27 protein-coding genes are annotated in these 21,323 nt (G+C 63.4%); all 27 read left to right on the top strand.

Annotated elements, in window-relative coordinates:
- Positions 1–3,910: DNA-directed RNA polymerase subunit beta' (rpoC, locus tag FHX47_RS08850; RefSeq protein ID WP_183358574.1), on the top strand; the 3,910-nt coding region annotated here is incomplete at its 5' end.
- A 723-nt stretch (positions 3,911–4,633) separates the two neighbouring features.
- A complete protein-coding gene (gene rpsL, locus FHX47_RS08845; RefSeq protein WP_183358573.1) occupies positions 4,634–5,008 on the top strand; it encodes a 30S ribosomal protein S12 in 375 nt (124 codons plus the stop codon).
- Positions 5,008–5,478, top strand: a complete 471-nt coding sequence (rpsG, locus tag FHX47_RS08840) for a 30S ribosomal protein S7 (RefSeq protein ID WP_183358572.1) — start codon at positions 5,008–5,010, stop codon at positions 5,476–5,478. Before rpsL ends, rpsG begins: the two co-directional genes overlap by 1 nt.
- A 94-nt stretch (positions 5,479–5,572) precedes the next feature.
- Complete coding sequence (gene fusA, locus FHX47_RS08835; RefSeq protein ID WP_183358577.1) at positions 5,573–7,636, top strand: elongation factor G; 2,064 nt, start codon at positions 5,573–5,575, stop codon at positions 7,634–7,636.
- Between the two features lie 179 nt (positions 7,637–7,815).
- The gene (tuf, locus tag FHX47_RS08830; RefSeq protein WP_183358571.1) at positions 7,816–9,006 is read left to right on the top strand and encodes an elongation factor Tu; all 1,191 of its coding nucleotides are present in this window, start codon (positions 7,816–7,818) and stop codon (positions 9,004–9,006) included.
- Between the two features lie 475 nt (positions 9,007–9,481).
- A complete protein-coding gene (gene rpsJ / locus FHX47_RS08825) occupies positions 9,482–9,790 on the top strand; it encodes a 30S ribosomal protein S10 (RefSeq protein ID WP_022871716.1) in 309 nt (102 codons plus the stop codon).
- A gap of 20 nt (positions 9,791–9,810) precedes the next feature.
- The gene (rplC, locus tag FHX47_RS08820) at positions 9,811–10,473 is read left to right on the top strand and encodes a 50S ribosomal protein L3 (RefSeq protein WP_183358570.1); all 663 of its coding nucleotides are present in this window, start codon (positions 9,811–9,813) and stop codon (positions 10,471–10,473) included.
- 5 nt (positions 10,474–10,478) lie between these two features.
- Positions 10,479–11,099 (top strand): 50S ribosomal protein L4, encoded by a 621-nt coding sequence (rplD, locus tag FHX47_RS08815; RefSeq protein ID WP_183358569.1) that lies wholly within the window; start codon positions 10,479–10,481, stop codon positions 11,097–11,099.
- A complete protein-coding gene (gene rplW / locus FHX47_RS08810; RefSeq protein ID WP_183358568.1) occupies positions 11,096–11,404 on the top strand; it encodes a 50S ribosomal protein L23 in 309 nt (102 codons plus the stop codon). Before rplD ends, rplW begins: the two co-directional genes overlap by 4 nt.
- A gap of 34 nt (positions 11,405–11,438) precedes the next feature.
- Positions 11,439–12,275, top strand: coding sequence for a 50S ribosomal protein L2 (gene rplB / locus FHX47_RS08805; RefSeq protein ID WP_183358567.1), 837 nt, complete (start codon positions 11,439–11,441; stop codon positions 12,273–12,275).
- A gap of 12 nt (positions 12,276–12,287) precedes the next feature.
- Positions 12,288–12,569, top strand: coding sequence for a 30S ribosomal protein S19 (rpsS, locus tag FHX47_RS08800; RefSeq protein ID WP_183358566.1), 282 nt, complete (start codon positions 12,288–12,290; stop codon positions 12,567–12,569).
- A gap of 46 nt (positions 12,570–12,615) precedes the next feature.
- Complete coding sequence (gene rplV, locus FHX47_RS08795) at positions 12,616–12,981, top strand: 50S ribosomal protein L22 (RefSeq protein ID WP_183358565.1); 366 nt, start codon at positions 12,616–12,618, stop codon at positions 12,979–12,981.
- On the top strand, positions 12,981–13,778 hold the full coding sequence (gene rpsC / locus FHX47_RS08790; protein ID WP_183358564.1) for a 30S ribosomal protein S3: 798 nt from the start codon (positions 12,981–12,983) through the stop codon (positions 13,776–13,778). Before rplV ends, rpsC begins: the two co-directional genes overlap by 1 nt.
- Positions 13,778–14,194, top strand: a complete 417-nt coding sequence (rplP, locus tag FHX47_RS08785; RefSeq protein WP_183358563.1) for a 50S ribosomal protein L16 — start codon at positions 13,778–13,780, stop codon at positions 14,192–14,194. The genes rpsC and rplP overlap by 1 nt, the downstream gene beginning before the upstream one ends.
- A 2-nt stretch (positions 14,195–14,196) precedes the next feature.
- A complete protein-coding gene (gene rpmC / locus FHX47_RS08780) occupies positions 14,197–14,460 on the top strand; it encodes a 50S ribosomal protein L29 (protein WP_183358562.1) in 264 nt (87 codons plus the stop codon).
- A 2-nt stretch (positions 14,461–14,462) separates the two neighbouring features.
- Entirely contained in the window at positions 14,463–14,768 is a 306-nt protein-coding gene (rpsQ, locus tag FHX47_RS08775; RefSeq protein ID WP_183358561.1) for a 30S ribosomal protein S17, read from the top strand.
- Positions 14,769–15,125: 357 nt separating this feature from the next.
- Complete coding sequence (gene rplN, locus FHX47_RS08770) at positions 15,126–15,497, top strand: 50S ribosomal protein L14 (protein WP_183358560.1); 372 nt, start codon at positions 15,126–15,128, stop codon at positions 15,495–15,497.
- 3 nt (positions 15,498–15,500) lie between these two features.
- Positions 15,501–15,827 (top strand): 50S ribosomal protein L24, encoded by a 327-nt coding sequence (gene rplX / locus FHX47_RS08765; protein ID WP_183358559.1) that lies wholly within the window; start codon positions 15,501–15,503, stop codon positions 15,825–15,827.
- Complete coding sequence (gene rplE, locus FHX47_RS08760; protein ID WP_183358558.1) at positions 15,824–16,393, top strand: 50S ribosomal protein L5; 570 nt, start codon at positions 15,824–15,826, stop codon at positions 16,391–16,393. Before rplX ends, rplE begins: the two co-directional genes overlap by 4 nt.
- 88 nt (positions 16,394–16,481) lie before the next feature.
- The gene (gene rpsH, locus FHX47_RS08755) at positions 16,482–16,880 is read left to right on the top strand and encodes a 30S ribosomal protein S8 (protein WP_183358557.1); all 399 of its coding nucleotides are present in this window, start codon (positions 16,482–16,484) and stop codon (positions 16,878–16,880) included.
- Positions 16,881–16,901: 21 nt separating this feature from the next.
- A complete protein-coding gene (gene rplF, locus FHX47_RS08750; RefSeq protein WP_183358556.1) occupies positions 16,902–17,438 on the top strand; it encodes a 50S ribosomal protein L6 in 537 nt (178 codons plus the stop codon).
- Between the two features lie 3 nt (positions 17,439–17,441).
- Positions 17,442–17,813, top strand: coding sequence for a 50S ribosomal protein L18 (gene rplR, locus FHX47_RS08745; RefSeq protein WP_183358555.1), 372 nt, complete (start codon positions 17,442–17,444; stop codon positions 17,811–17,813).
- On the top strand, positions 17,810–18,547 hold the full coding sequence (gene rpsE / locus FHX47_RS08740) for a 30S ribosomal protein S5 (protein ID WP_343064352.1): 738 nt from the start codon (positions 17,810–17,812) through the stop codon (positions 18,545–18,547). Before rplR ends, rpsE begins: the two co-directional genes overlap by 4 nt.
- A 3-nt stretch (positions 18,548–18,550) precedes the next feature.
- Positions 18,551–18,781: a 50S ribosomal protein L30 gene (gene rpmD / locus FHX47_RS08735; protein WP_183358554.1), complete on the top strand. Its 231-nt coding sequence runs from the start codon at positions 18,551–18,553 to the stop codon at positions 18,779–18,781.
- On the top strand, positions 18,781–19,275 hold the full coding sequence (rplO, locus tag FHX47_RS08730; RefSeq protein WP_183358553.1) for a 50S ribosomal protein L15: 495 nt from the start codon (positions 18,781–18,783) through the stop codon (positions 19,273–19,275). Before rpmD ends, rplO begins: the two co-directional genes overlap by 1 nt.
- Before the next feature lie 172 nt (positions 19,276–19,447).
- Entirely contained in the window at positions 19,448–20,758 is a 1,311-nt protein-coding gene (gene secY / locus FHX47_RS08725) for a preprotein translocase subunit SecY (RefSeq protein WP_183358552.1), read from the top strand.
- Positions 20,755–21,321 carry an adenylate kinase gene (locus tag FHX47_RS08720; protein ID WP_183358551.1) on the top strand — a complete coding sequence of 189 codons (567 nt, stop codon included), beginning with the start codon at positions 20,755–20,757 and terminating at the stop codon, positions 21,319–21,321. Before secY ends, FHX47_RS08720 begins: the two co-directional genes overlap by 4 nt.
- Positions 21,322–21,323 lie beyond the last annotated feature (2 nt).

Genomic DNA, 21,323 nt, shown 5'->3' with positions numbered 1-21,323 from the left:
CGAAGTCAGAAAGCCCGAGACCATCAACTACCGGACCCTGAAGCCGGAGAAGGACGGCCTGTTCTGCGAGAAGATCTTCGGACCCTCGCGGGACTGGGAGTGCTACTGCGGCAAGTACAAGCGCGTGCGCTTCAAGGGCATCACCTGTGAACGCTGCGGCGTCGAGGTCACCCGCTCCAAGGTCCGCCGGGAGCGGATGGGCCACATCGAGCTGGCCGCCCCGGTCACCCACATCTGGTACTTCAAGGGAGTCCCCTCACGGCTGGGCTACCTGCTGGACCTGGCGCCGAAGGATCTGGAGAAGATCATCTACTTCGCCGCTTCGATGATCACCTACGTGGACGAGGACCGTCGCCACGAGGACATGCCCAACCTGCAGAGTGAGGTCGACCAGGAGGTCAACCACCTCACCAACCAGCGCGACGCCGACATCGCTGCGATCTCCAAGGAGCTCGAGGACGGCCTGGCGGAGCTGGAGTCTGAGGGCGCCAAGGCGGCGGAGAAGAAGAAGCTGCGCGACACCAAGGAGAAGCAGATGGGGCAGCTGCGCAAGCGCGCAGACGCCGAGATCGAGCAGATCCAGGACGTGTGGGACCGCTTCAAGAACATCGCCGTCGGCGACTTGGAGGGCGACGAGACGCTCTTCCGCGAGATGCGCGCCAAGTTCGGCCAGTACTTCGAAGGCCACATGGGCGCCGAAGCCATCCGTCGTCGCCTGGAGACCTTCGACATGGAGGCCGAGGCCGAATCGCTGCGCGAGACCATCGCCACCGGCAAGGGCCAGCGCAAGACCCGCGCCCTGAAGCGGATGAAGGTGCTCAACGCGTTCCTGGTCAACGGCAACTCGCCCACCGGCATGGTGCTGGAGGCGGTTCCGGTGATTCCGCCGGAGATCCGCCCCATGGTGCAGCTGGACGGCGGCCGGTTCGCCACCAGCGACCTCAACGATCTCTATCGCCGGGTGATCAACCGCAACAACCGCCTGAAGCGGCTGCTGGACCTTGGCGCGCCGGAGATCATCATCAACAACGAGAAGCGCATGCTTCAGGAGTCTGTCGACAACCTGTTCGACAACGGCCGTCGTGGTCGCCCGGTCACCGGGCCGGGCAACCGTCCGCTGAAGTCGCTCTCCGACATGCTCAAGGGCAAGCAGGGCCGCTTCCGCCAGAACCTGCTGGGCAAGCGTGTGGACTACTCCGGCCGTTCGGTCATTGTGGTGGGCCCGCAGCTGCAGCTGCACGAGTGCGGTCTGCCCAAGCAGATGGCTCTGGAGCTGTTCAAGCCGTTCGTGATGAAGCGTCTGGTGGACCTCAACCACGCGCAGAACATCAAATCGGCCAAGCGGATGGTGGAGCGTCAGCGCTCCGCAGTCTGGGATGTGCTCGAAGAGGTCATCACCGAGCACCCGGTGCTGCTCAACCGTGCGCCCACCCTGCACCGCCTGGGCATTCAGGCCTTCGAGCCGCAGCTGGTGGAGGGCAAGGCTCTGCAGCTGCACCCGCTGGTCTGCGCGGCGTTCAACGCTGACTTCGACGGCGACCAGATGGCAGTGCACCTGCCGCTGGGCCCGGAGGCACAGGCCGAGGCACGCATCCTGATGCTGTCCTCGAACAACATCCTCAAGCCCTCCGACGGCCGTCCCGTGGCGCTGCCTTCGCAGGACATGATCATCGGCCTGCACCACCTGACCACCGTCCGTGAGGACGAGGTCGGTGCCGGCCGCGCGTTCTCGGCCCTCGGCGAGGCGCAGATGGCCTTCGACCTGAAGCAGCTGCACCTCAACGCTCCGGCGAAGATCACCGTGGAGGGCTTCGTGCCCTCCAAGGATGTCCCGGCACCCGCCGACTGGAGCCAGGGTGAGCCCGCCACCATCGAGACCACTATGGGCAAGGTGCTCTTCAACGAGCTGCTGCCGACGGACTACCCGTGGCAGGACTCCGTGGCCGATAAGAAGCAGCTGGGCAGTCTGGTCAACGACATCTCTGAGCGCTACACCGCGGTGGAGGTCGCCCAGACCCTGGACAACCTGAAGGACGCCGGCTTCTACTGGTCCACCCGCTCGGGAGTGACCGTGGCGATCTCGGACATCACCTCCGACTTCGACAAGTCCGCCATCATGGACAAGTACGAGGCTCAGGTCGCCAAGGTGGAGGAAGAGTTCGGGCTGGGCTTCATCGGCCGGGACAACCGCACCCAGGAGCTGCAGGAGATCTGGTCCAAGGCCACCACCGAGATCGAGCAGGCGATGCTGAACGGGATGGACTCCCTGAACAACATCAACCGCACGGTCACCTCAGGTGCCCGAGGAAACTGGAACCAGATCCGGCAGATCGCCGGCATCCGTGGCCTGGTGACCAACCCCAAGGGTGACATCATGTCGCGGCCGATCAAGTCCTCCTACCGGGAGGGCCTGACGGTTCTGGAGTACTTCATCGCTACCCACGGTGCCCGCAAGGGTCTGGCCGACACCGCGCTGAAGACTGCCAACTCCGGCTACCTGACCCGTCGTCTGGTCGACGTCTCCCAGGACGTCATCGTCCGGGATGAGGACTGCGGCACCAACCGCGGCCTGGTGGTGCCGATCGCACAGCCGAAGTACTACGCCCATGACGATGACCTGCGCCCCGACGGGGTGCTGGTCAAGTCCGGCCGGCGCTACATCAGCGACGACGTCGAGGCCGACACCGAGGTTGAGATGCACAAGATGGTGGAGACCTCCGCCTACTCGCGCATCCTCGCCGAAGCTGCGACCGACCCTGAGGGCAACGTGTTGGCCCAGGCCGGCGACGAAGTGGGCGATGTGCTGATCAACCAGCTCTTCGAAGCCGGTGTGAAGTCCATCCGGGTCCGCTCCGTGCTCACCTGTGAAGCACCGGTGGGGACCTGCGCCTCCTGCTACGGGCGGTCCATGGCCGCCGGGCACCGGGTCGACGTCGGCGAGGCTGTGGGCATCATCGCCGCCCAGTCCATCGGCGAGCCCGGCACGCAGCTGACGATGCGCACCTTCCACTCCGGCGGTGTGGCCTCTGCGGATGACATCACCCAGGGTCTGCCCCGTATCCAGGAGCTCTTCGAGGCCCGCACGCCCAAGGGTGTCGCGCCGATCGCCGAGTCCTCCGGACGGGTGCACTTCGAAGAGGATGAGAAGCAGTCACGGCTGGTGCTCACCCCCGACGACGGCTCCGAGGAGCAGGTCTACCCGATCCTGCGCCGTTCCCGGCTGCTGGTGGACCTCGGGGAGGACCTCTCCGGAACCGCCCACGTGGACGTCGGCACGCAGCTGATCCGCGGCCACGTGGACGCCAAGCAGGTGCTGCGCGTGCTCGGCCCCCGGGCTGCCCAGAAGTTCCTGGTGGCTGAGGTGCAGGAGGTGTACCAGTCCCAGGGCGTGGGCATCCACGATAAGCACGTGGAGGTCATCGTCCGGCAGATGCTGCGCCGCATCACCGTCATCGAGTCCGGCGAAACGACGCTTCTGCCCGGCGAGCTGGCAGACCGGTTCCGGTTCCAGCAGGCCAATAAGGCCGCCTTCGAGCAGGGCCAGCGCCCAGCCTCCGGCCGTGACGAGCTGATGGGCATCACCAAGGCGTCCCTGGCCACCGACTCCTGGCTCTCGGCCGCCTCCTTCCAGGAGACCACCCGAGTGCTCACACAGGCGGCAATGGAGGCCAAGTCGGATCCGCTGCTGGGTCTGAAGGAGAACGTGATCATCGGTAAGCTCATCCCGGCCGGCACCGGCTTGGACCGCTACACCCAGACCCAGGTGGAGCCGACCGAGGACGCCAAGGCGAACCTCTTCACCGGCCCCAGCCTCTACGGCACCAGCTTCGACTACGCCGGGGCTGACGCCGACAGCGAGTTCCACGCCATCCCCCTGGATGACTACAACACCGACGTCGACTTCCGCTGATGCGCTGAGGTCTGACTGACACCGCCAAGGGCCCGGCAAGACACCGTTCTTGCCGGGTCCTTCGTGGTTCTGGCGGTCCCACACCCCGGCAACACTGCGGGTCATGGCTTCGACAGGCTCTCACTGCGCTAACACCGCGCGTTTTCGTCAACACCGCAGGATAAATTCCGCGGTGATGCCGAAAACGCGCGGTGCTGAACTCAGGGGTGACGAAAACCTGCGGTGTTGGGTCCGGGGGCGGGCGCGGAAAGCCGGTGTTCGGACTGCAGGCCGGCGGCTGGGGCATCTGCCGCCGCGCGGCGCTGGCACTGCCCTGGGGCGCACACCGCCAATTATGAGTTCGACGAGGGCCACCGCGCTGTCCCGACGCCGTCTTGACCCGCAGTACCAGGATTCGTAACGTTCCGTATCGTGGGACGCACGTTCCGCAGAAGCTGAGCCGGCGCAGGAGCCAGGGTGATTCATCGCCCCCGGGTGCGTCGAGAGTCGTCACAGGGCTCAATTAGCGGTGTCTGTGTCCGAGCTGGTATTGTTGACTTGATTGTTTCTGTGTGGCAGTAGGACTCGGTCCGGGTTGCGGGGACGTTGCGCAACAAATGCCACACTTTTGCACGCCTAGGGGAAGATCCGTCTTGCGCGGCCCGCGGGTGTACAGATGAGAACAGCCGCGGGAGACCCCACCTTTGACAGGACTCCCAAGACATTACATATGGAGATCGCATAGTGCCTACTATTCAGCAGTTGGTGCGCCGGGGCCGCAACCCCAAAGCCACCAAGAACAGCACCCCTGCGCTGCAGGGGTCCCCGATGCGTCGTGGCGTGTGCACCCGCGTGTACACCACCACGCCCAAGAAACCGAACTCCGCGCTCCGGAAGGTCGCCCGTGTGCGGCTCGGCGGCGGCGTCGAGGTCACCGCCTACATTCCCGGTGAAGGACACAACCTGCAGGAGCACTCGATTGTGCTCGTCCGCGGCGGCCGTGTGAAAGACCTGCCCGGCGTCCGGTACCGGATCGTCCGCGGCGCACTGGACACCCAGGGCGTCAAGGGTCGCGGCCAGGCCCGCAGCCGCTACGGCGTGAAGAAGGAGAAGAAGTAATGCCCCGCAAAGGACCCGCTCCGAAGCGTCCCCTCGTTCAGGACCCCGTCCACGGCTCGCCGCTGGTCACCCAGCTGATCAACAAGGTGCTCGTCCACGGCAAGCGCGCCACTGCCCAGCGCATCGTTTACGGGGCGCTGGACGGCGTGGCCCAGAAGACCGGTGAGAACGCGGTGGACACGCTCAAGACTGCTATGGACAACATCCGCCCGGCACTTGAGGTTCGCTCCCGCCGAGTCGGCGGCGCCACCTACCAGGTGCCGGTGGAGGTCAAGCCCGGCCGTTCCACAGCTCTGGCCCTGCGCTGGCTGGTCAGCTACTCCAAGAACCGCCGCGAGAAGGCCATGACTGAGCGTCTGATGAACGAGATCCTCGACGCTTCCAACGGGCTTGGTGCCGCTGTGAAGCGTCGCGAAGACACCCACAAGATGGCTGAGGCCAATAAGGCCTTCGCCCACTACCGCTGGTAAACCTAAGACGCAGAAGCTACACCACTAAGGGGAAGACACCGTGGCACAACAAGAGGTGCTCACTGACCTGAAGAAGGTCCGCAACATCGGCATTATGGCCCACATCGATGCCGGTAAGACCACCACCACCGAACGCATCCTGTTCTACACCGGCATCAATCACAAGCTCGGTGAGACCCACGAGGGCGCCTCCACCACCGACTGGATGGCGCAGGAGAAGGAACGCGGCATCACCATCACCTCCGCCGCGGTGACCAGCTTCTGGGACAACAACCAGATCAACATCATCGACACTCCCGGCCACGTGGACTTCACGGTGGAGGTCGAGCGTGCACTGCGCGTCCTCGACGGTGCTGTGGCGGTCTTTGACGGCAAGGAAGGTGTGGAGCCGCAGTCGGAGACGGTGTGGCGCCAGGCCGATAAGTACAACGTGCCGCGCATCTGCTTCGTCAACAAGATGGACAAGCTCGGTGCAGACTTCTACTTCACCGTAGACACCATCAAGTCCCGCCTCGGCGCCAAGCCGCTGGTGATGCAGCTGCCCGTCGGCTCCGAGAGCGACTTCACCGGCGTCGTGGACCTGCTGACTATGAAGGCTCTGCTGTGGCCCGGCGACGCCAAGGGTGATGTCACCATGGGCGCCGAGTATGAGGTGCACGAGGTCCCGGAGGATCTCAAGGAACGTGCTGAGCAGTACCGCAACGAGCTGATTGAGAACGTCGCGGAGGCTGACGAGGAGCTCATGGAGAAGTACCTCGAGGGCGAAGAGCTCAGCATCGAGGAGCTCAAGGCCGGTATCCGCAAGCTCACCATCAACGGTGAGGCCTACCCCGTCTTCTGCGGGTCCGCCTTCAAGAACCGTGGTGTCCAGCCCGTGCTGGACGCCGTGGTGGACTTCCTGCCCTCCCCCTCCGACGTGGATGCGATGCAGGGCTACAAGCCCGGTGACGAATCTGTGGCGATGACCCGGCGTCCCAACAAGGACGAGCCGTTCTCCGCTCTGGCGTTCAAGATTGCAGCTCACCCGTTCTTCGGTCAGCTGACCTACATCCGCGTCTACTCCGGCAAGCTGACCTCCGGGGCCCAGATTGTGAACTCCACCCGGGGCAAGCGGGAGCGCATCGGCAAACTCTTCCAGATGCACGCCAATAAGGAGAACCCGGTGGAAGAGGTTCAGGCTGGCCACATCTACGCGGTGATCGGACTGAAGTCCACGACCACCGGAGACACGCTCTCGGACCCGAACGACCAGATCGTGCTGGAGTCCATGTCGTTCCCGGCGCCGGTGATCTCGGTGGCCATCGAGCCGAAGTCCAAGGGCGACCAGGAGAAGCTCTCCACGGCCATCCAGAAGCTGGCTGCTGAAGACCCGACCTTCACCGTTCAGCAAAATGACGAGACCGGCCAGACAGAGATCGGCGGCATGGGGGAGCTCCACCTGGACATCCTGGTGGACCGCATGAAGCGCGAGTTCAAGGTCGAGGCCAATGTCGGCAAGCCGCAGGTCGCCTACCGCGAAACCATCAAGAAGGCCGTCGAAAAGGTCGAGTTCACCCACAAGAAGCAGACTGGCGGGTCCGGCCAGTTCGCCAAGGTGATTGTGGACTTCGAGCCCATGGACACCTCCGACGGCGAATTCTACGAGTTTGAGAATGCCGTCACCGGTGGTCGTATTCCGCGCGAATACATCCCCAGCGTCGATGCTGGCATCCAGGACGCCATGGAACTCGGCATTCTTGCCGGCTACCCGCTGGTGGGCGTCAAGGCTCGACTGACCGATGGTCAGTTCCACGACGTCGACTCCTCGGAGATGGCGTTCAAGATCGCCGGCTCCCAGGTGTTCAAGGAAGGCGCCAGGCGCGCCAACCCGGTCCTGCTCGAACCCTCGATGGCAGTGGAGGTCCGTACTCCGGAGGAGTACATGGGCGATGTGATCGGTGACCTGAACTCCCGTCGCGGCCACATCCAGTCCATGGATGATGCCGCGGGTGTGAAGGTGATCAAGGCACACGTTCCGCTGAGCGAGATGTTCGGCTACATCGGCGAGCTGCGCTCCCGCACTCAGGGGCGCGCAGTCTTCACCATGGAATTCGACTCCTACACTGAGGTGCCGAAGGCTGTGGCCGAAGAGATCATCGAAAAGAGCCGCGGCGAATAGGCGACTGCTCTGCGCGGCGGAAAGTGCACAGCACTCCACGCGCAGAGCTGCAGATTCAGCGGTAGCACAATTTCACCAATAACCCCTTTATTGAGTAGACTTACCAGAGTTTCAGCCGGGGATTCCCTGTGCCGGAAGTAAGTCTTACTGACGTAAACCACGTTCTATAGGAGGAACCTGTGGCCAAGGCAAAGTTCGAGCGGACTAAGCCGCACCTCAACATCGGCACCATCGGTCACGTCGACCACGGCAAGACCACGTTGACTGCTGCTATTTCCAAGGTGCTGGCGGAGAAATACCCGGACCTGAACGAGTTCAAGTCCTACGACCAGGTCGACAACGCTCCGGAGGAGCGCGACCGCGGCATCACCATCAACGTCTCCCACGTGGAGTACCAGACCGAAGCACGGCACTACGCCCACGTAGACGCACCCGGTCACGCTGACTACGTGAAGAACATGATCACCGGTGCCGCTCAGATGGACGGCGCCATCCTCGTAGTCGCCGGCACTGACGGACCGATGGCTCAGACCCGTGAGCACGTGCTGCTGGCCAAGCAGGTCGGTGTGCCCCAGCTGCTGGTCGCGCTGAACAAGTGCGACATGGTCGAGGACGAAGAGCTGCTGGACCTGGTGGAGATGGAGGTCCGCGAGCTGCTCTCCGAGCAGGAGTTCGACGGCGACAACGTTCCGGTCATCCGCACCTCCGGCCTAAAGGCACTGGAGGGCGACGAGGAATGGACCAAGACCGTCGGTGATCTGATGGACGCCGTCGACGAGTACATCCCTGAGCCCGAGCGCGACATGGACAAGCCGTTCCTGATGCCGATCGAGGATGTCTTCACCATCACCGGCCGCGGCACCGTGGTCACCGGCCGCGCCGAGCGCGGCACGCTGAAGATCAACTCCGAGGTCGAGATCCTCGGCATCCGCGAGAAGCAGAAGACCACCGTCACCGGCATCGAGATGTTCCACAAGCAGCTCGACGAAGCATGGGCCGGCGAGAACTGTGGTCTGCTGCTGCGCGGCCTCAAGCGCGACGACGTCGAGCGCGGTCAGGTGGTGGCGGCCCCAGGCTCCATCACCCCGCACACCAAGTTCGACGCCAACGTCTACATCCTCTCCAAGGATGAGGGCGGCCGGCACAACCCGTTCTACACGAACTACCGTCCGCAGTTCTACTTCCGCACCACGGACGTGACCGGTGTGATTGAGCTGCCGGAGGGCACTGAAATGGTCATGCCCGGTGACAACACCGAGATGTCCGTGGAGCTCATCCAGCCGATCGCTATGGAGGAGGGCCTCGGCTTCGCCATCCGTGAGGGTGGACGCACCGTAGGCTCCGGCAAGGTCACCAAGATCATTGCGTGATTGACGCTGATCTGAACTGATCCTCAGAGCACGCAGAAGGGCCCCGACGTCTATCCGGCGTCGGGGTCCTTCTGCGCACTGCCGGCCCAGGCGGTCCACGTGCGGCGGACTCAACCCCGTACAGCCTGCAGCAGCAGGTCGATTTGCCACGCCGGCAGTTTCCGTGGCACTATGGATAAGTTGCGTTCGAACAGCTGTGTCTGTTCGAAGCTGAAGAACCCAAGACGAACCCGGAACCCTCGGGTGTCGCTGTGCCCAGTTTTTGGGCATTGAGCAATAAGCGACACGCCCGACCGCGGGGACCGGAAGCCAGCAGGCCGAGGAACCCAGCAGCACGCTGGATTCGGCCTGTTCGGTCGGGCCATAATTGCAGAAGGCGTTTGACAGCTCTTTCTGGGGACATTCTGTGTCCTAACCCCATGGCCTGACTGACAACGGACGAAACGAACATCGGACCAGAAAGAGGCTCAACGCCATGGCGGGACAGAAAATCCGCATCCGGCTGAAGTCGTACGACCACGAGGTCATCGACACCTCGGCTCGGAAGATCGTCGACACGGTCACGCGCGCAGGCGCCACGGTCGTCGGCCCCGTGCCGCTGCCGACTGAGAAGAACGTTTACGCTGTGATTCGTTCTCCTCACAAGTACAAGGACTCCCGCGAGCACTTCGAGATGCGCACGCATAAGCGTCTGATCGACATTGTGGACCCGACGCCGAAGGCCGTCGACTCCCTGATGCGTCTCGATCTGCCTGCAGACGTCAACATCGAGATCAAGCTTTAAGAGGGGGTGCTGAGAGAACTATGACCAACATTTCCCGCACTGAACTGCCTGTGAAGGGTCTGCTGGGCACGAAGCTCGGCATGACCCAGGTCTGGGACGAAGACAACAACCTCGTCCCCGTCACTGTCGTCCAGGCCGACTCCAACGTCGTCACCCAGATCCGCAGCAGCGAGACCGACGGCTACAACGCGATCCAGATCGGCTACGGCGCCATTGATCCGCGCAAGGTCACCAAGCCGCTGGCCGGTCACTATGAGAAGGCCGGCGTCACGCCGCGCCGTCACATGGTGGAGATCCGCACCGCAGATGCCGGCGACTATTCCGCAGGACAGGACCTCTCCGTGGAGGCGTTCGAGTCCAACCAGAAGGTCGACGTCATCGGCAAGACCAAGGGCAAAGGCTTCGCAGGTGTCATGAAGCGTCACGGCTTCGGCGGCACCGGCGCCTCCCACGGCGAGCACAAGAACCACCGCAAGGGTGGGGCTATCGGCGGAGCTGCGACTCCCGGCCGGGTGTTCAAGGGCCAGCGCATGGCCGGCCGCATGGGCAACGTCCGACACACCACGCACAACCTCACCGTCCACGCCGTGGACGCCGAGAAGAACCTGCTGCTCATCAAGGGTGCCGTTCCCGGCCCCAAGGGCGGGGTCATCCTGGTCCGCACGGCAGTGAAGGGAGCATGATTCTCATGGCAACCAAGGTTTCCGCAGACCTGCCCGCAGAGATCTTCGGCGTCGAGGCTAACTCCTCGCTGATCCACCAGGTCGTCGTCGCCCAGCAGGCTGCCGCCCGTCAGGGCACGCACAAGACCAAGACCCGTGCAGAGCGCTCCGGCACCACGGCTAAGCCCTTCCGCCAGAAGGGCACCGGCCGTGCGCGCCAGGGCTCCATGATTGCGCCGCAGATGATCGGCGGGGGAGTGGTCCACGGACCGCAGCCCCGCAGCTACGCCCAGCGCACCCCGAAAAAGATGAAGGCCGCTGCGCTGCGCGGCGCCCTCTCCGACCGGGCGCGTCACAACCGCATCCACGTGGTCGACGCGCTGGTGACCGGCGAGCCGTCCACCAAGGCCGCGAAGGCAGCCCTGGCCTCCGTGGGCGGGGTCAACCGCAACTGGTTGGTGGTGCTTGACCGCAGCGACGACGTCGCCGCACTGTCGACCCGCAATCTGCCCCACGTACACACTCTCTACGCCGACCAGCTGAACACCTACGACGTGCTCGTCTCCGACGACGTCGTGTTCACACAGGCCGGATATGAGGCCTTCCTGGCACACGCCCAGGGTGCGAAGAAGGAGGAGTCCCAGTGAGCGTCCTGACTCAGAAGGATCCCCGCGATGTGATCATCGCTCCGGTGATCTCAGAGAAGTCCTACAACAACATCGACGAGGGCAAATACACCTTCCTGGTCGACCCCCGGTCCACCAAGAGTGAGATCAAGTACGCCGTGGAGAAGATCTTCGGCGTCAAGGCCGAGAAGGTGAACACGGTCAACCGCCCGGGCAAGCGCAAGCGCACTCGCTTCGGCTGGGGCTCCCGCAACGACACCAAGCGGGCCATCATCACCCTCAAAGAGGGCGACGCAATTGACATCTTCGGAGGATCCGCTGCCTAAGGCAGCCGGAACCACTTGATCGAGGAAGAGAATCATGGCTATTCGTAATCTCAGGCCGACCACACCGGCCCAGCGCGGCTGGTCTGTGGCGGACTTTGCAGAGGTCACCCGGGACAACCCGGAAAAGTCCCTGCTCAAGCCGCTGACCAAGACCGGCGGCCGCAACAACTCAGGCAAGATCACCAACCGTCACGTCGGCGGCGGCCACAAGCGCCAGTACCGGATGATCGACTTCCGTCGCGCGGACAAGGACGGCGTGCCGGCCAAAGTCGCACACATCGAGTACGACCCGAACCGGACCGCCCGCATCGCGCTGCTGCACTACGCCGACGGCGCCAAACGCTACATCCTGGCCCCGGCCCGGCTGAAGCAGGGCGACGCCGTGGAGTCCGGCCCCAACGCCGACATCAAGCCCGGCAACAACATGCCGCTGCGCAACATGCCACTGGGCACAGTGGTCCACGCAGTGGAACTTCGCCCCGGCGGCGGAGCCAAGCTGGGACGCTCTGCCGGCGTGGGAATCCAGCTGGTCGCCCGCGAGGGCAAGTTCGCCCAGCTGCGGCTGCCCTCCGGCGAGGTCCGCAACGTGGATGTGCGCTGCCGCGCCAGCATCGGTCAGGTCGGCAATGCCGAGCAGACCAACATCAGCTGGGGCAAGGCCGGCCGCATGCGCTGGAAGGGCGTGCGACCCACTGTCCGCGGCGTCGTGATGAACCCCATCGACCACCCCCACGGTGGTGGCGAGGGCAAGACCTCCGGTGGTCGCCACCCGGTCAACCCGGCAGGTACGCCCGAGGGCCGCACCCGTCGTCCCAAGAAGGAAAGCGACAAGCTCATCGTGCGTCGCCGTCGTACGAAGAACAAGCGATAGGGAGCCTCTACCATGCCACGCAGCCTGAAGAAGGGCCCCTTTGTTGATCAGCACCTCTACCTGAAGGTCGACGCTGAGAACGAAAAGGGCTCCAAGAACCTCATCAAGACCTGGTCCCGTCGTTCGATGGTCATACCTGACATGCTCGGCCACACGATCGCCGTGCACGACGGACGCAAGCACATCCCGGTGTTCATCACCGAGTCGATGGTCGGGCACAAGCTCGGCGAGTTTGCTCCGACCCGCATGTACCGCGGCCACGTAAAGGACGACAAGAGGGGCAAGCGCCGCTGATCAGCGGTCGTTTGCATCTTCGAGATAAGACGAGAGAAGGAAAGCAATGGAAGCCAAGGCAATTGCGCGCTACCTGCGTGTGACGCCTATGAAGGCCCGGCGCGTCGTCGACCTTGTCCGCGGCAAGCAGGCCAACGAAGCACTGGCGATTCTGCAGTTCGCCGCCCAGGGCGCTTCGGAGCCGGTGTATAAGGTGGTCGCATCCGCGATGGCCAACGCCCGCCAGCACGCTGACAAGGCCGGAACCGCGTTCAACGAGGACGACTACATCGTCACTGAGGCCCGGGTTGACGAGGGCCCCACCATGAAGCGGTTCCGTCCCCGTGCACAGGGGCGCGCCTACCGCATCAACAAGCGCACCAGCCACGTGACCATCGTGGTCGGCACAGAAGAGAAAGGTGGAGATCAGTAGTGGGACAGAAGATCAACCCCAATGGTTTCCGTCTGGGCATCACCACTGATCACATCACCCACTGGTACGCCGACTCGTCCAAGCCGGGTCAGCGCTACAAGGACTTTGTGAAAGAAGATGTTCAGATCCGTGAAATGCTGGAGAAGAGCGTCGAACGCGCCGGCATCTCCAAGGTCGAGATCGAGCGCACCCGTGACCGGGTGCGTGTGGACATCCACACAGCACGCCCGGGCATCGTCATCGGCCGCCGCGGCGCCGAGGCTGATCGCATCCGCGGCGCGTTGGAGAAGCTCACCAATAAGCAGATCCAGCTGAACATCCTTGAGGTGAAGAACCCCGAGACGGACGCGCAGCTGGTGGCCCAGGGCGTGGCCGAACAGCTGGCAGCCCGGGTGGCGTTCCGCCGTGCCATGAAGAAGGCCATCTCCTCCGCCATGCGCTCCGGCGCCAAGGGTATTCGTATCCAGACGGCCGGCCGGCTCGGCGGTGCTGAGATGTCCCGCTCCGAGTTCTACCGCGAAGGCCGTGTGCCGCTGCACACCCTGCGTGCCAACATCGACTTCGGCAAGCACGAGGCCAAGACGACCTTCGGCCGCATCGGCGTGAAGGTCTGGGTCTACAAGGGCGACCTGACCGATAAGGAACTTGCCGCCCAGCAGGCAGCGCAGCCCTCGGGCCGCGGCGGCCGTGGTGGACGCGGCGGCGGAGAGCGTCGTCGTCGTGGCGCCGGCCGTGGACGCGACGGCGCACCGGCAGCAGCTGGGTCGGCACCTGCCGCTGAAGGAGGGCAGAACTGATGTTGATGCCAAAGCGAGTGAAGTACCGCAAGCCGCACCGGCCCAACCGCAGCGGTAGGGCCAAGGGCGGCACGGAACTGGCCTTCGGCGAGTACGGTATTCAGGCTCTGGACCCCGCATACGTGACCAACCGTCAGATTGAGTCGGCGCGTATTGCCATGACCCGTCACATCAAGCGTGGTGGCAAGGTGTGGATCAACATCTACCCCGACCACCCGCTGACCAAGAAGCCCGCCGAAGTCCGTATGGGCTCCGGCAAGGGCTCGCCCGAGTGGTGGGTCGCCAACGTCAAGCCCGGACGAGTGATGTTTGAGCTCTCCGGCGTCAGCGAGGAGGTCGCCAAGGAGGCCCTCCGGCTGGCAATCCACAAGCTGCCGATGAAGGCACGCGTGATCAGCCGAGAGAGTGGTGAGTGAACATGTCAGTCGGATCCAAAGAGCTGACCGTTGACAAGCTCGCGGCCCTGGATGAGGCAGAGCTGAGCGATAAGCTCCGCAGTGCCAAGGAGGAGCTGTTCAACCTCCGCTTCCAGTCCGCCACGGGCCAATTGGAGAACTCCGCCCGGCTCAAGGCAGTCAAGCGCGACATCGCGCGCATCTACACAGTGCTGCGCGAGCGTGAGCTCGGCATCCGCGAGGCCGTCAACGGCACCGCCGAGGCTGAAGAGACAGAAGAGGACTGAGCATGAGCGAGACATCAACCGAGAGCGCTGCGACCAGCGTCGAGCAGGGCTCCGCCGAGCGCAACTACCGCAAGAATCTGCGCGGCGTCGTCGTCTCCGACAAGATGGAGAAGACCATCGTCGTCGAAGTCGAGAACCGCATGAAGCACTCCCTGTACGGGAAGATTATGAAGCGGCACAGCAAGTTCAAGGCACATGATGAGAACCAGGAAGCCGGCATCGGCGACCAGGTGCTCATCTCGGAGACCCGTCCACTGTCAGCCACGAAGCGCTGGCGTCTGGTCAGGGTCGTCGAGAAGGCCAAATAAGCTTCTCTGCCAAGGTGGCGGTATCCGGCTCGGGGGGACGAGTTGGATACCGCCACTTTTTTCTGTAGGATATTGAGGTTGTGCGCCCGTGTGCGTTGGTTTCTGGCCGCCGCGGACAGCGCACGTCCCCCAAGGTCGCCTCGGCCATCCATCAAGTAGGTTGCTCGACAGAGCCGTGATGTATGGGAAAGCGACGGGGGAGAACCACTATTCATGAACGAGTTCCGCAAGGCTCACCAGCAGGTGAGAACCAGCGAGCCCAACAGACCTGAGACCGCTCAGTGCGCGCACTGAGAGCGTGGAGGGGATCGCGGGTGGCGGGGTCGCCGAATCCCGCAGGACGATAGGAGAAACCAAGTGATTCAACAGGAATCGCGGCTGAAGATTGCCGATAACACCGGTGCCAAGGAGATCCTTGTCATTCGTGTGCTCGGCGGATCGGGAAGCCGCTATGCAGGCATCGGCGACACGTTCGTCGCCACTGTCAAAGACGCCATCCCCGGCGGCAACGTCAAGAAGGGCGAGGTGGTGACCGGCGTCCTCGTCCGCTCCCGGAAGAAGACGCGCCGCGTCGACGGCTCCTACATCAGCTTTGACGAGAACGCCGCCGTCATCCTCAAGGCTGACAGCCCCGACCCCCGCGGAACCCGCATCTTCGGTCCTGTCGGGCGTGAGCTTCGCGACAAGAGGTTCATGAAGATCGTCTCCCTGGCTCCGGAGGTGCTGTAAACGATGGCAAAGATAAAGAAGGACGACCTCGTCCAGATCCTGACCGGCAAGGACAAGGGCAAGCAGGGCAAGGTGCTGCAGGTGCTCCCCAAGAGGGAGCGTGTCTTGGTAGAGGGCATCAACCGCGCGAAGCGGCACCTGCGTGCCGGCCAGTTCGGTGAAACCGAAGGCGGCATCGTGGAATCTGAGGCGCCCATCCACATTTCAAACGTGGCTGTGGTCGACCCTGAGAGCGGCAAGCCCACCCGAGTGGGATACCGGATCGAAGACGTCGACGGCGAGACCCAGAAGGTCCGCTACGCCAAGGACTCCGGGAAGGAGCTGTCATGACCGAGACTGCCGTGAACACCACCCCCCGTCTGCAGACGAAGTACCGCGAAGAGATCCGCAGCACGCTGCAGGAGCAGTTCGGCTACTCCAACGTGATGCAGGTTCCCGGCCTGGTGAAGATCGTGGTGAACATGGGCGTCGGCGAAGCCGCGCGCGACTCGAAGGTGATTCAGGGAGCCGTTGAGGACCTCACCAAAATCACCGGGCAGAAGCCGAAGGTCACCCACGCCCGCAAGTCCATCGCTCAGTTCAAACTGCGTGAGGGCCAGCCCATCGGCGCGCACGCCACCATGCGTGGTCACCGTATGTGGGAGTTCCTCGACCGCCTGGTGACTCTGGCGCTGCCCCGTATCCGGGACTTCCGCGGCCTGAGCCCCAAGCAGTTCGACGGCAACGGCAACTACACCTTCGGGCTCAATGAGCAGTCGGTGTTCCACGAAATCGATCAGGACAAGATCGATCGCCCCCGCGGTATGGACATCACTGTGGTGACCTCCGCTACCACCGACGAGGAAGGCCGCGCGCTGCTGCGCGCACTGGGCTTCCCCTTCAAGACAGACCAGTAAGCATCTACGTTGAAGGTCCCTTCACCAGAGGCCCGCTTCAGGGCCTTCGGAGATTGGAAACCGCAGCGAGGAAGGGCACACGCCCCACATGACCATGACTGATCCAGTCGCAGACATGCTGACACGTCTGCGCAACGCCAACTCGGCATTCCACGACCAGGTCTCCATGCCCAGCTCCAAGCTGAAGGTTCGTATTGCCGACATCCTGAAGGCCGAAGGCTACATCTCGCAGTGGCGGGAGGAGGATGCTGAGGTCGGCAAGACCCTGGTCCTCGACCTGAAGTTCGGTCCCAACCGCGAACGGTCGCTCGCCGGCCTGAAGCGCATCTCCAAGCCCGGTCTGCGGGTCTACGCGAAGTCCACCAACCTGCCCCATGTGCTGGGCGGCTTGGGCATCGCCATCCTGTCCACTTCCTCCGGTCTGCTCACAGACCGGCAGGCAGGCAAGAAGGGTGTAGGTGGGGAAGTCCTCGCCTACGTCTGGTAACTCGGAAGGAGTCTGAGCAATATGTCACGCATCGGTCATCTTCCGATCACCATCCCTTCGGGCGTCGAGGTCAACCTTGATGGCCGTCAGCTCCGCGTCAAGGGAGCCAAGGGTGAGCTGAACCGCACCATCGCTGAGGGCATGATCATTGAGGTCGACGAGGGAACCCTGACGGTGTCCCGCCCGAACGATGAGCGCGAGTACCGCTCCCTGCACGGGCTGACCCGCAGCCTGGTCAACAACATGATCGTCGGTGTCACTGACGGCTTCACGAAGAAGCTTGAGGTTGTCGGCACCGGCTACCGCGTCCTGGCCAAGGGCAACGACCTTGAGTTTGCGCTGGGATACTCCCACCCTGTGCCCGTTGAAGCCCCCGAGGGCATCAGCTTTACCGTAGAGGGTGCAAACAAGGTCGCAGTCTCCGGCATCGACAAGCAGCAGGTCGGCGAGGTTGCCGCGAACATCCGCAAGCTGCGCAGACCTGACCCGTATAAGGGCAAGGGCGTGCGCTACGAAGGCGAACAGCTTCGCCGCAAGGCCGGAAAGGCAGGTAAGTAAACCATGGCTATCGGTATCAAGGGTAAGTCCAAATCCGCTGCCCGCGGCCGGCGCCACCTGCGCCTGCGCAAAAAGATCAGCGGAACCGCGGAACGGCCGCGCCTGGTGGTCAACCGCTCCAGCCGCCACATGGTGGCCCAGGTCGTCAACGACACTGTGGGCAACACGGTGGTCTCCGTGACCACTATGGAGCCTGACCTGCGCAGCTTCGACGGTGACAAGACCGCCAAGGCCAAAAAGGTCGGTGAGCTGGTTGCCGAGCGCGCCAAGGCCGCCGGTATAGAGGCAGTGGTCTTTGACCGCGCCGGAAACAGGTACCACGGTCGCGTGGCCGCCGTCGCCGACGGCGCCCGGGAAGGTGGTCTGAAGCTGTGAGCGAGAACCCTACCAATGAGAAGGACTTCTCTGTGACTGAGTCCACCGACAACACTGCGACTGAGGCTGCCCAGCAGACTGCGGCCGCCGGTGAGCAGAAGAACGACAACCGCGATGAGCGCGCACGCTCCGGCGAAGGCCGTGGACGTGGGCGCGGCCGCAGCGAGAACCGGGGCCGTGGGCGCGACGAGGACAAGGACAAGTTCCTTGAGCGCGTAGTGACCATCAACCGCGTCTCCAAGGTCGTCAAGGGCGGACGGCGCTTCAGCTTCACCGCCCTGGTGGTCGTGGGCGACGGCGACGGCACCGTCGGCGTCGGCTACGGCAAGGCCAAAGAGGTGCCCGCCGCTATCGCCAAGGGTGTGGAAGAGGCCAAGAAGAACTTCTTCCGTGTTCCCCGGGTCGGCTCCACCATCCCTCACCTGGTCAAGGGTGAGGATGCCGCAGGCGTGGTCCTGCTGCGTCCGGCGTCGCCCGGTACCGGTGTGATCGCCGGTGGTCCGGTCCGCGCCGTGCTGGACTGCGCAGGCGTACATGACGTGCTGACCAAGTCCATGGGGTCGGTGAACGCCATCAACATTGTTCACGGCACCATGGATGCCCTGAAGCAGCTCGAGGAGCCCGAAGCTGTGGCAGCACGCCGTGGCAAGGCCCTGGACGAGGTAGCACCGCCCCGCATGCTCCGCACTATGCAGGAGGACCGCGAGGCTCGTGCACAGAAGGCAGGTGCATGATCGATGACCACTGCTGTTCAGTACAACACCGTCAAGGATCTGAAGGTTTCCGATGCGAAGCTTCAGATCACCCAGATCAAGTCCATGATCGGCGTCAAGCCCAAGCACCGTGAAACGGTCCGCTCCCTGGGTCTGAAGCGCGTCAGCCACACTGTGGTCCGTGACGCCGACGCCGTCACCGTGGGCATGCTCAACACTGTGAAGCATCTTGTGAACGTTGAGGAGGCCAAGTGATGGCAGAGAACACTGGCGCCGAGTCCGAGGTCCTGAAGCTTCACGACCTGAAGCCTTCCCCCGGCTCCAAGAAGGCCCGCCAACGTGTGGGCCGCGGCGAGGCCTCCAAGGGCAAGACTGCAGGTCGCGGAACGAAGGGCACCAAGGCTCGCTACCAGGTGCGCCCCGGCTTCGAGGGTGGGCAGCTTCCGCTGCACATGCGCCTGCCGAAGCTGCGCGGCTTCAAGAGCCCCTTCCGCGTGGAATATTCGCCGGTCAACCTGACCAAACTGGGCGAACTGTTCCCGCAGGGCGGGGAAGTCACCGCCCAGGACCTGATCAACAACGGTGTCGCCCGCAAGGGCAAGCCGGTCAAGATCCTCGGCTCTGGAGAGATCTCTGTAGCGCTGACGGTGAAGGCACAGGCCTTCTCCGGATCCGCTGAGGAGAAGATCACCGCAGCCGGTGGCTCCATAGAGAGGCTGGCGCTGAAGAACGCTCCACAACCGGAGTGAGGATTCAGCACTGATGTGTATGAGCCCCCGACTCCTGTGCTGCTGACTCCCGGATGGGGAACAGCACACAGGGCGGGGGCTCAAACACTTTCACTGTCAATTCTTCCCCTGCTGAGGCACAGGTTAGGATAATTAACTGTGTGTGGTCGGCAGACCGCTAAGAGGAGGACGCTTGTTCAGCGCAATAGCCAGGGTGTTTCAATCACCTGATCTGCGCCGGAAGATTCTGTTCACGCTGGGGATCATTGCGATCTACCGGATCGGTGCCTTCATTCCGGCACCGGGTGTGAGCTACGACGGCGTACAGCGCTGCCTGGCGCTGGGCAACACCGAAGGCGGCGCCTATGCGTTCGTCAACATGTTCTCCGGCGGAGCCATGCTGCAGGTCTCCGTATTCGCCCTAGGGATCATGCCCTACATCACCGCAGCCATCATCACTCAGCTGCTGCGAGTAGTGATCCCACGCTTCGAAGCGCTTCAGCGCGAAGGCGCCCAGGGCCAGGCCAAACTGACCCAGTACACCCGCTATCTCACCATCGCCATTGGCACGCTCAACGCCACAGTGCTGGTCACCATGGCGCGCTCGGGTGCGCTGCTGGGCTGCCAGCCCGGAGAGATCATCCCCGATGACTCGCTGCCGGTCATCCTGCTGATGATCGTGGTGATGGTCACCGGGGTCACCCTCATCATGTGGCTGGGTGAACAGATCACCGAGCGCGGCATCGGCAACGGCATGTCCATCCTGATCTTCGTGGCCATCGCAGCCGGATTCCCCAGTTCCATGCGCGAAATCTGGGACGTGCAGGGCTGGAGGATCTTCACCGTGGTGCTGGTCATCGGCATTATCCTGGTCGGCGCCATCGTCTTCGTAGAGCAGTCGCAGCGCCGGGTTCCGGTGCAGTACGCCAAGAAGCAGATCGGACGCCGCACCGTCGGCGGCACCAGCACCTACATCCCCATCAAGGTCAATATGGCCGGGGTGATCCCAGTGATCTTCTCCTCCTCGGTGCTGATGCTCCCCTCGGTGCTGATGCAGTTCAACCAGCCGGCCCCCGGCGAGGAACCCTCCGCGGTGATGAACTGGTTCAGCATCTACTTCGGCCAAGGTGACCACCCGGTCTACATGGCCACCTTCTTCCTGCTGACCATGGGCTTCACCTACTTCTACGTGTCCATCACGTTCAACCCGAACGAAGTGGCCGAGAACATGCGCAAGTACGGCGGGTTCATCCCCGGCATCCGGGCGGGCAAGCCCACCGAGAGCTACCTGTCCTACGTGATCTCGCGCATCACATTCCCCGGTGCCCTCTATCTGGGCTTCATCGCCCTGATCCCACTGATCGCGTTCGTGCTGATCGGGGCCGACCAGAACTTCCCGTTCGGCGGAACAAGTATCCTCATCATGGTGGGCGTGGGTCTGACCACAGTGAAACAGATGAACGCCCAGCTGGAACAACACAACTACGAAGGGCTGCTGCGATGACACGCATGCTGATCGTCGGACCACCGGGCGCCGGCAAAGGAACTCAGTCGAAGCGAATCTCCGAGGAGCTGAACATCGTCGCCATCTCCACCGGCGACATCTTCCGAGAGAACATCAAGGGCGAGACCGATCTGGGCAAAGAGGCCAAAAAGTACGTCGACGCCGGAGAGCTGGTCCCCGACTCGGTGACCAACCGTATGGTCGAGGACAGGCTCACCTGGGACGACGCCGCCGAGGGCTTCCTGCTTGACGGCTACCCGCGAAACCTCAGCCAGGTGGCTGCCTTCGACGAGATCAGCTCCCGACTCGACGTGAAGCTCGACGTCGTGCTGGAACTGACTGCTGACACCGAGGAGCTCACCAGCCGGCTGGTCCAGCGGGCGGAGACCGACGGGCGGACTGACGACAACGAAGACGTCATCCGCCACCGTCTGGAGGTCTTCCAGAAGGAGACCGCCCCGATGATCGAAGAGTACCGGCAGCGCGGTCTGCTCCAGCAGGTGGACGGCCTCGGGGAGATTGAGACGGTCAACGCGCGCATCATGGACGCACTCAAAGCCTGAGC

It is taken from the genome of Garicola koreensis, from assembly GCF_014195445.1.
Classification (GTDB): domain Bacteria; phylum Actinomycetota; class Actinomycetes; order Actinomycetales; family Micrococcaceae; genus Nesterenkonia; species Nesterenkonia koreensis.
This window is presented reverse-complemented; position numbering and strand designations above follow the sequence as displayed.

Excerpts from the sequence above, each read along its gene's own strand:
- rpsQ (WP_183358561.1), top strand. The coding sequence starts at position 14,463 with ATGAGCGAGACATCAACCGAGAGCGCTGCGACCAGCGTCGAGCAGGGC.
- rplO (WP_183358553.1), top strand. The coding sequence starts at position 18,781 with ATGGCAGAGAACACTGGCGCCGAGTCCGAGGTCCTGAAGCTTCACGAC.
- rpsS (WP_183358566.1), top strand. The coding sequence starts at position 12,288 with ATGCCACGCAGCCTGAAGAAGGGCCCCTTTGTTGATCAGCACCTCTAC.
- rplC (WP_183358570.1), top strand. The coding sequence starts at position 9,811 with ATGACCAACATTTCCCGCACTGAACTGCCTGTGAAGGGTCTGCTGGGC.
- rplV (WP_183358565.1), top strand. The coding sequence starts at position 12,616 with ATGGAAGCCAAGGCAATTGCGCGCTACCTGCGTGTGACGCCTATGAAG.
- FHX47_RS08720 (WP_183358551.1), top strand. The coding sequence starts at position 20,755 with ATGACACGCATGCTGATCGTCGGACCACCGGGCGCCGGCAAAGGAACT.
- rpsG (WP_183358572.1), top strand. The coding sequence starts at position 5,008 with ATGCCCCGCAAAGGACCCGCTCCGAAGCGTCCCCTCGTTCAGGACCCC.
- rpsJ (WP_022871716.1), top strand. The coding sequence starts at position 9,482 with ATGGCGGGACAGAAAATCCGCATCCGGCTGAAGTCGTACGACCACGAG.
- rplD (WP_183358569.1), top strand. The coding sequence starts at position 10,479 with ATGGCAACCAAGGTTTCCGCAGACCTGCCCGCAGAGATCTTCGGCGTC.
- rplB (WP_183358567.1), top strand. The coding sequence starts at position 11,439 with ATGGCTATTCGTAATCTCAGGCCGACCACACCGGCCCAGCGCGGCTGG.
- rplP (WP_183358563.1), top strand. The coding sequence starts at position 13,778 with ATGTTGATGCCAAAGCGAGTGAAGTACCGCAAGCCGCACCGGCCCAAC.
- fusA (WP_183358577.1), top strand. The coding sequence starts at position 5,573 with ATGGCCCACATCGATGCCGGTAAGACCACCACCACCGAACGCATCCTG.
- rplR (WP_183358555.1), top strand. The coding sequence starts at position 17,442 with ATGGCTATCGGTATCAAGGGTAAGTCCAAATCCGCTGCCCGCGGCCGG.
- rpsH (WP_183358557.1), top strand. The coding sequence starts at position 16,482 with ATGACCATGACTGATCCAGTCGCAGACATGCTGACACGTCTGCGCAAC.
- rplE (WP_183358558.1), top strand. The coding sequence starts at position 15,824 with ATGACCGAGACTGCCGTGAACACCACCCCCCGTCTGCAGACGAAGTAC.
- rpmD (WP_183358554.1), top strand. The coding sequence starts at position 18,551 with ATGACCACTGCTGTTCAGTACAACACCGTCAAGGATCTGAAGGTTTCC.
- rpmC (WP_183358562.1), top strand. The coding sequence starts at position 14,197 with ATGTCAGTCGGATCCAAAGAGCTGACCGTTGACAAGCTCGCGGCCCTG.
- rplF (WP_183358556.1), top strand. The coding sequence starts at position 16,902 with ATGTCACGCATCGGTCATCTTCCGATCACCATCCCTTCGGGCGTCGAG.
- rplX (WP_183358559.1), top strand. The coding sequence starts at position 15,501 with ATGGCAAAGATAAAGAAGGACGACCTCGTCCAGATCCTGACCGGCAAG.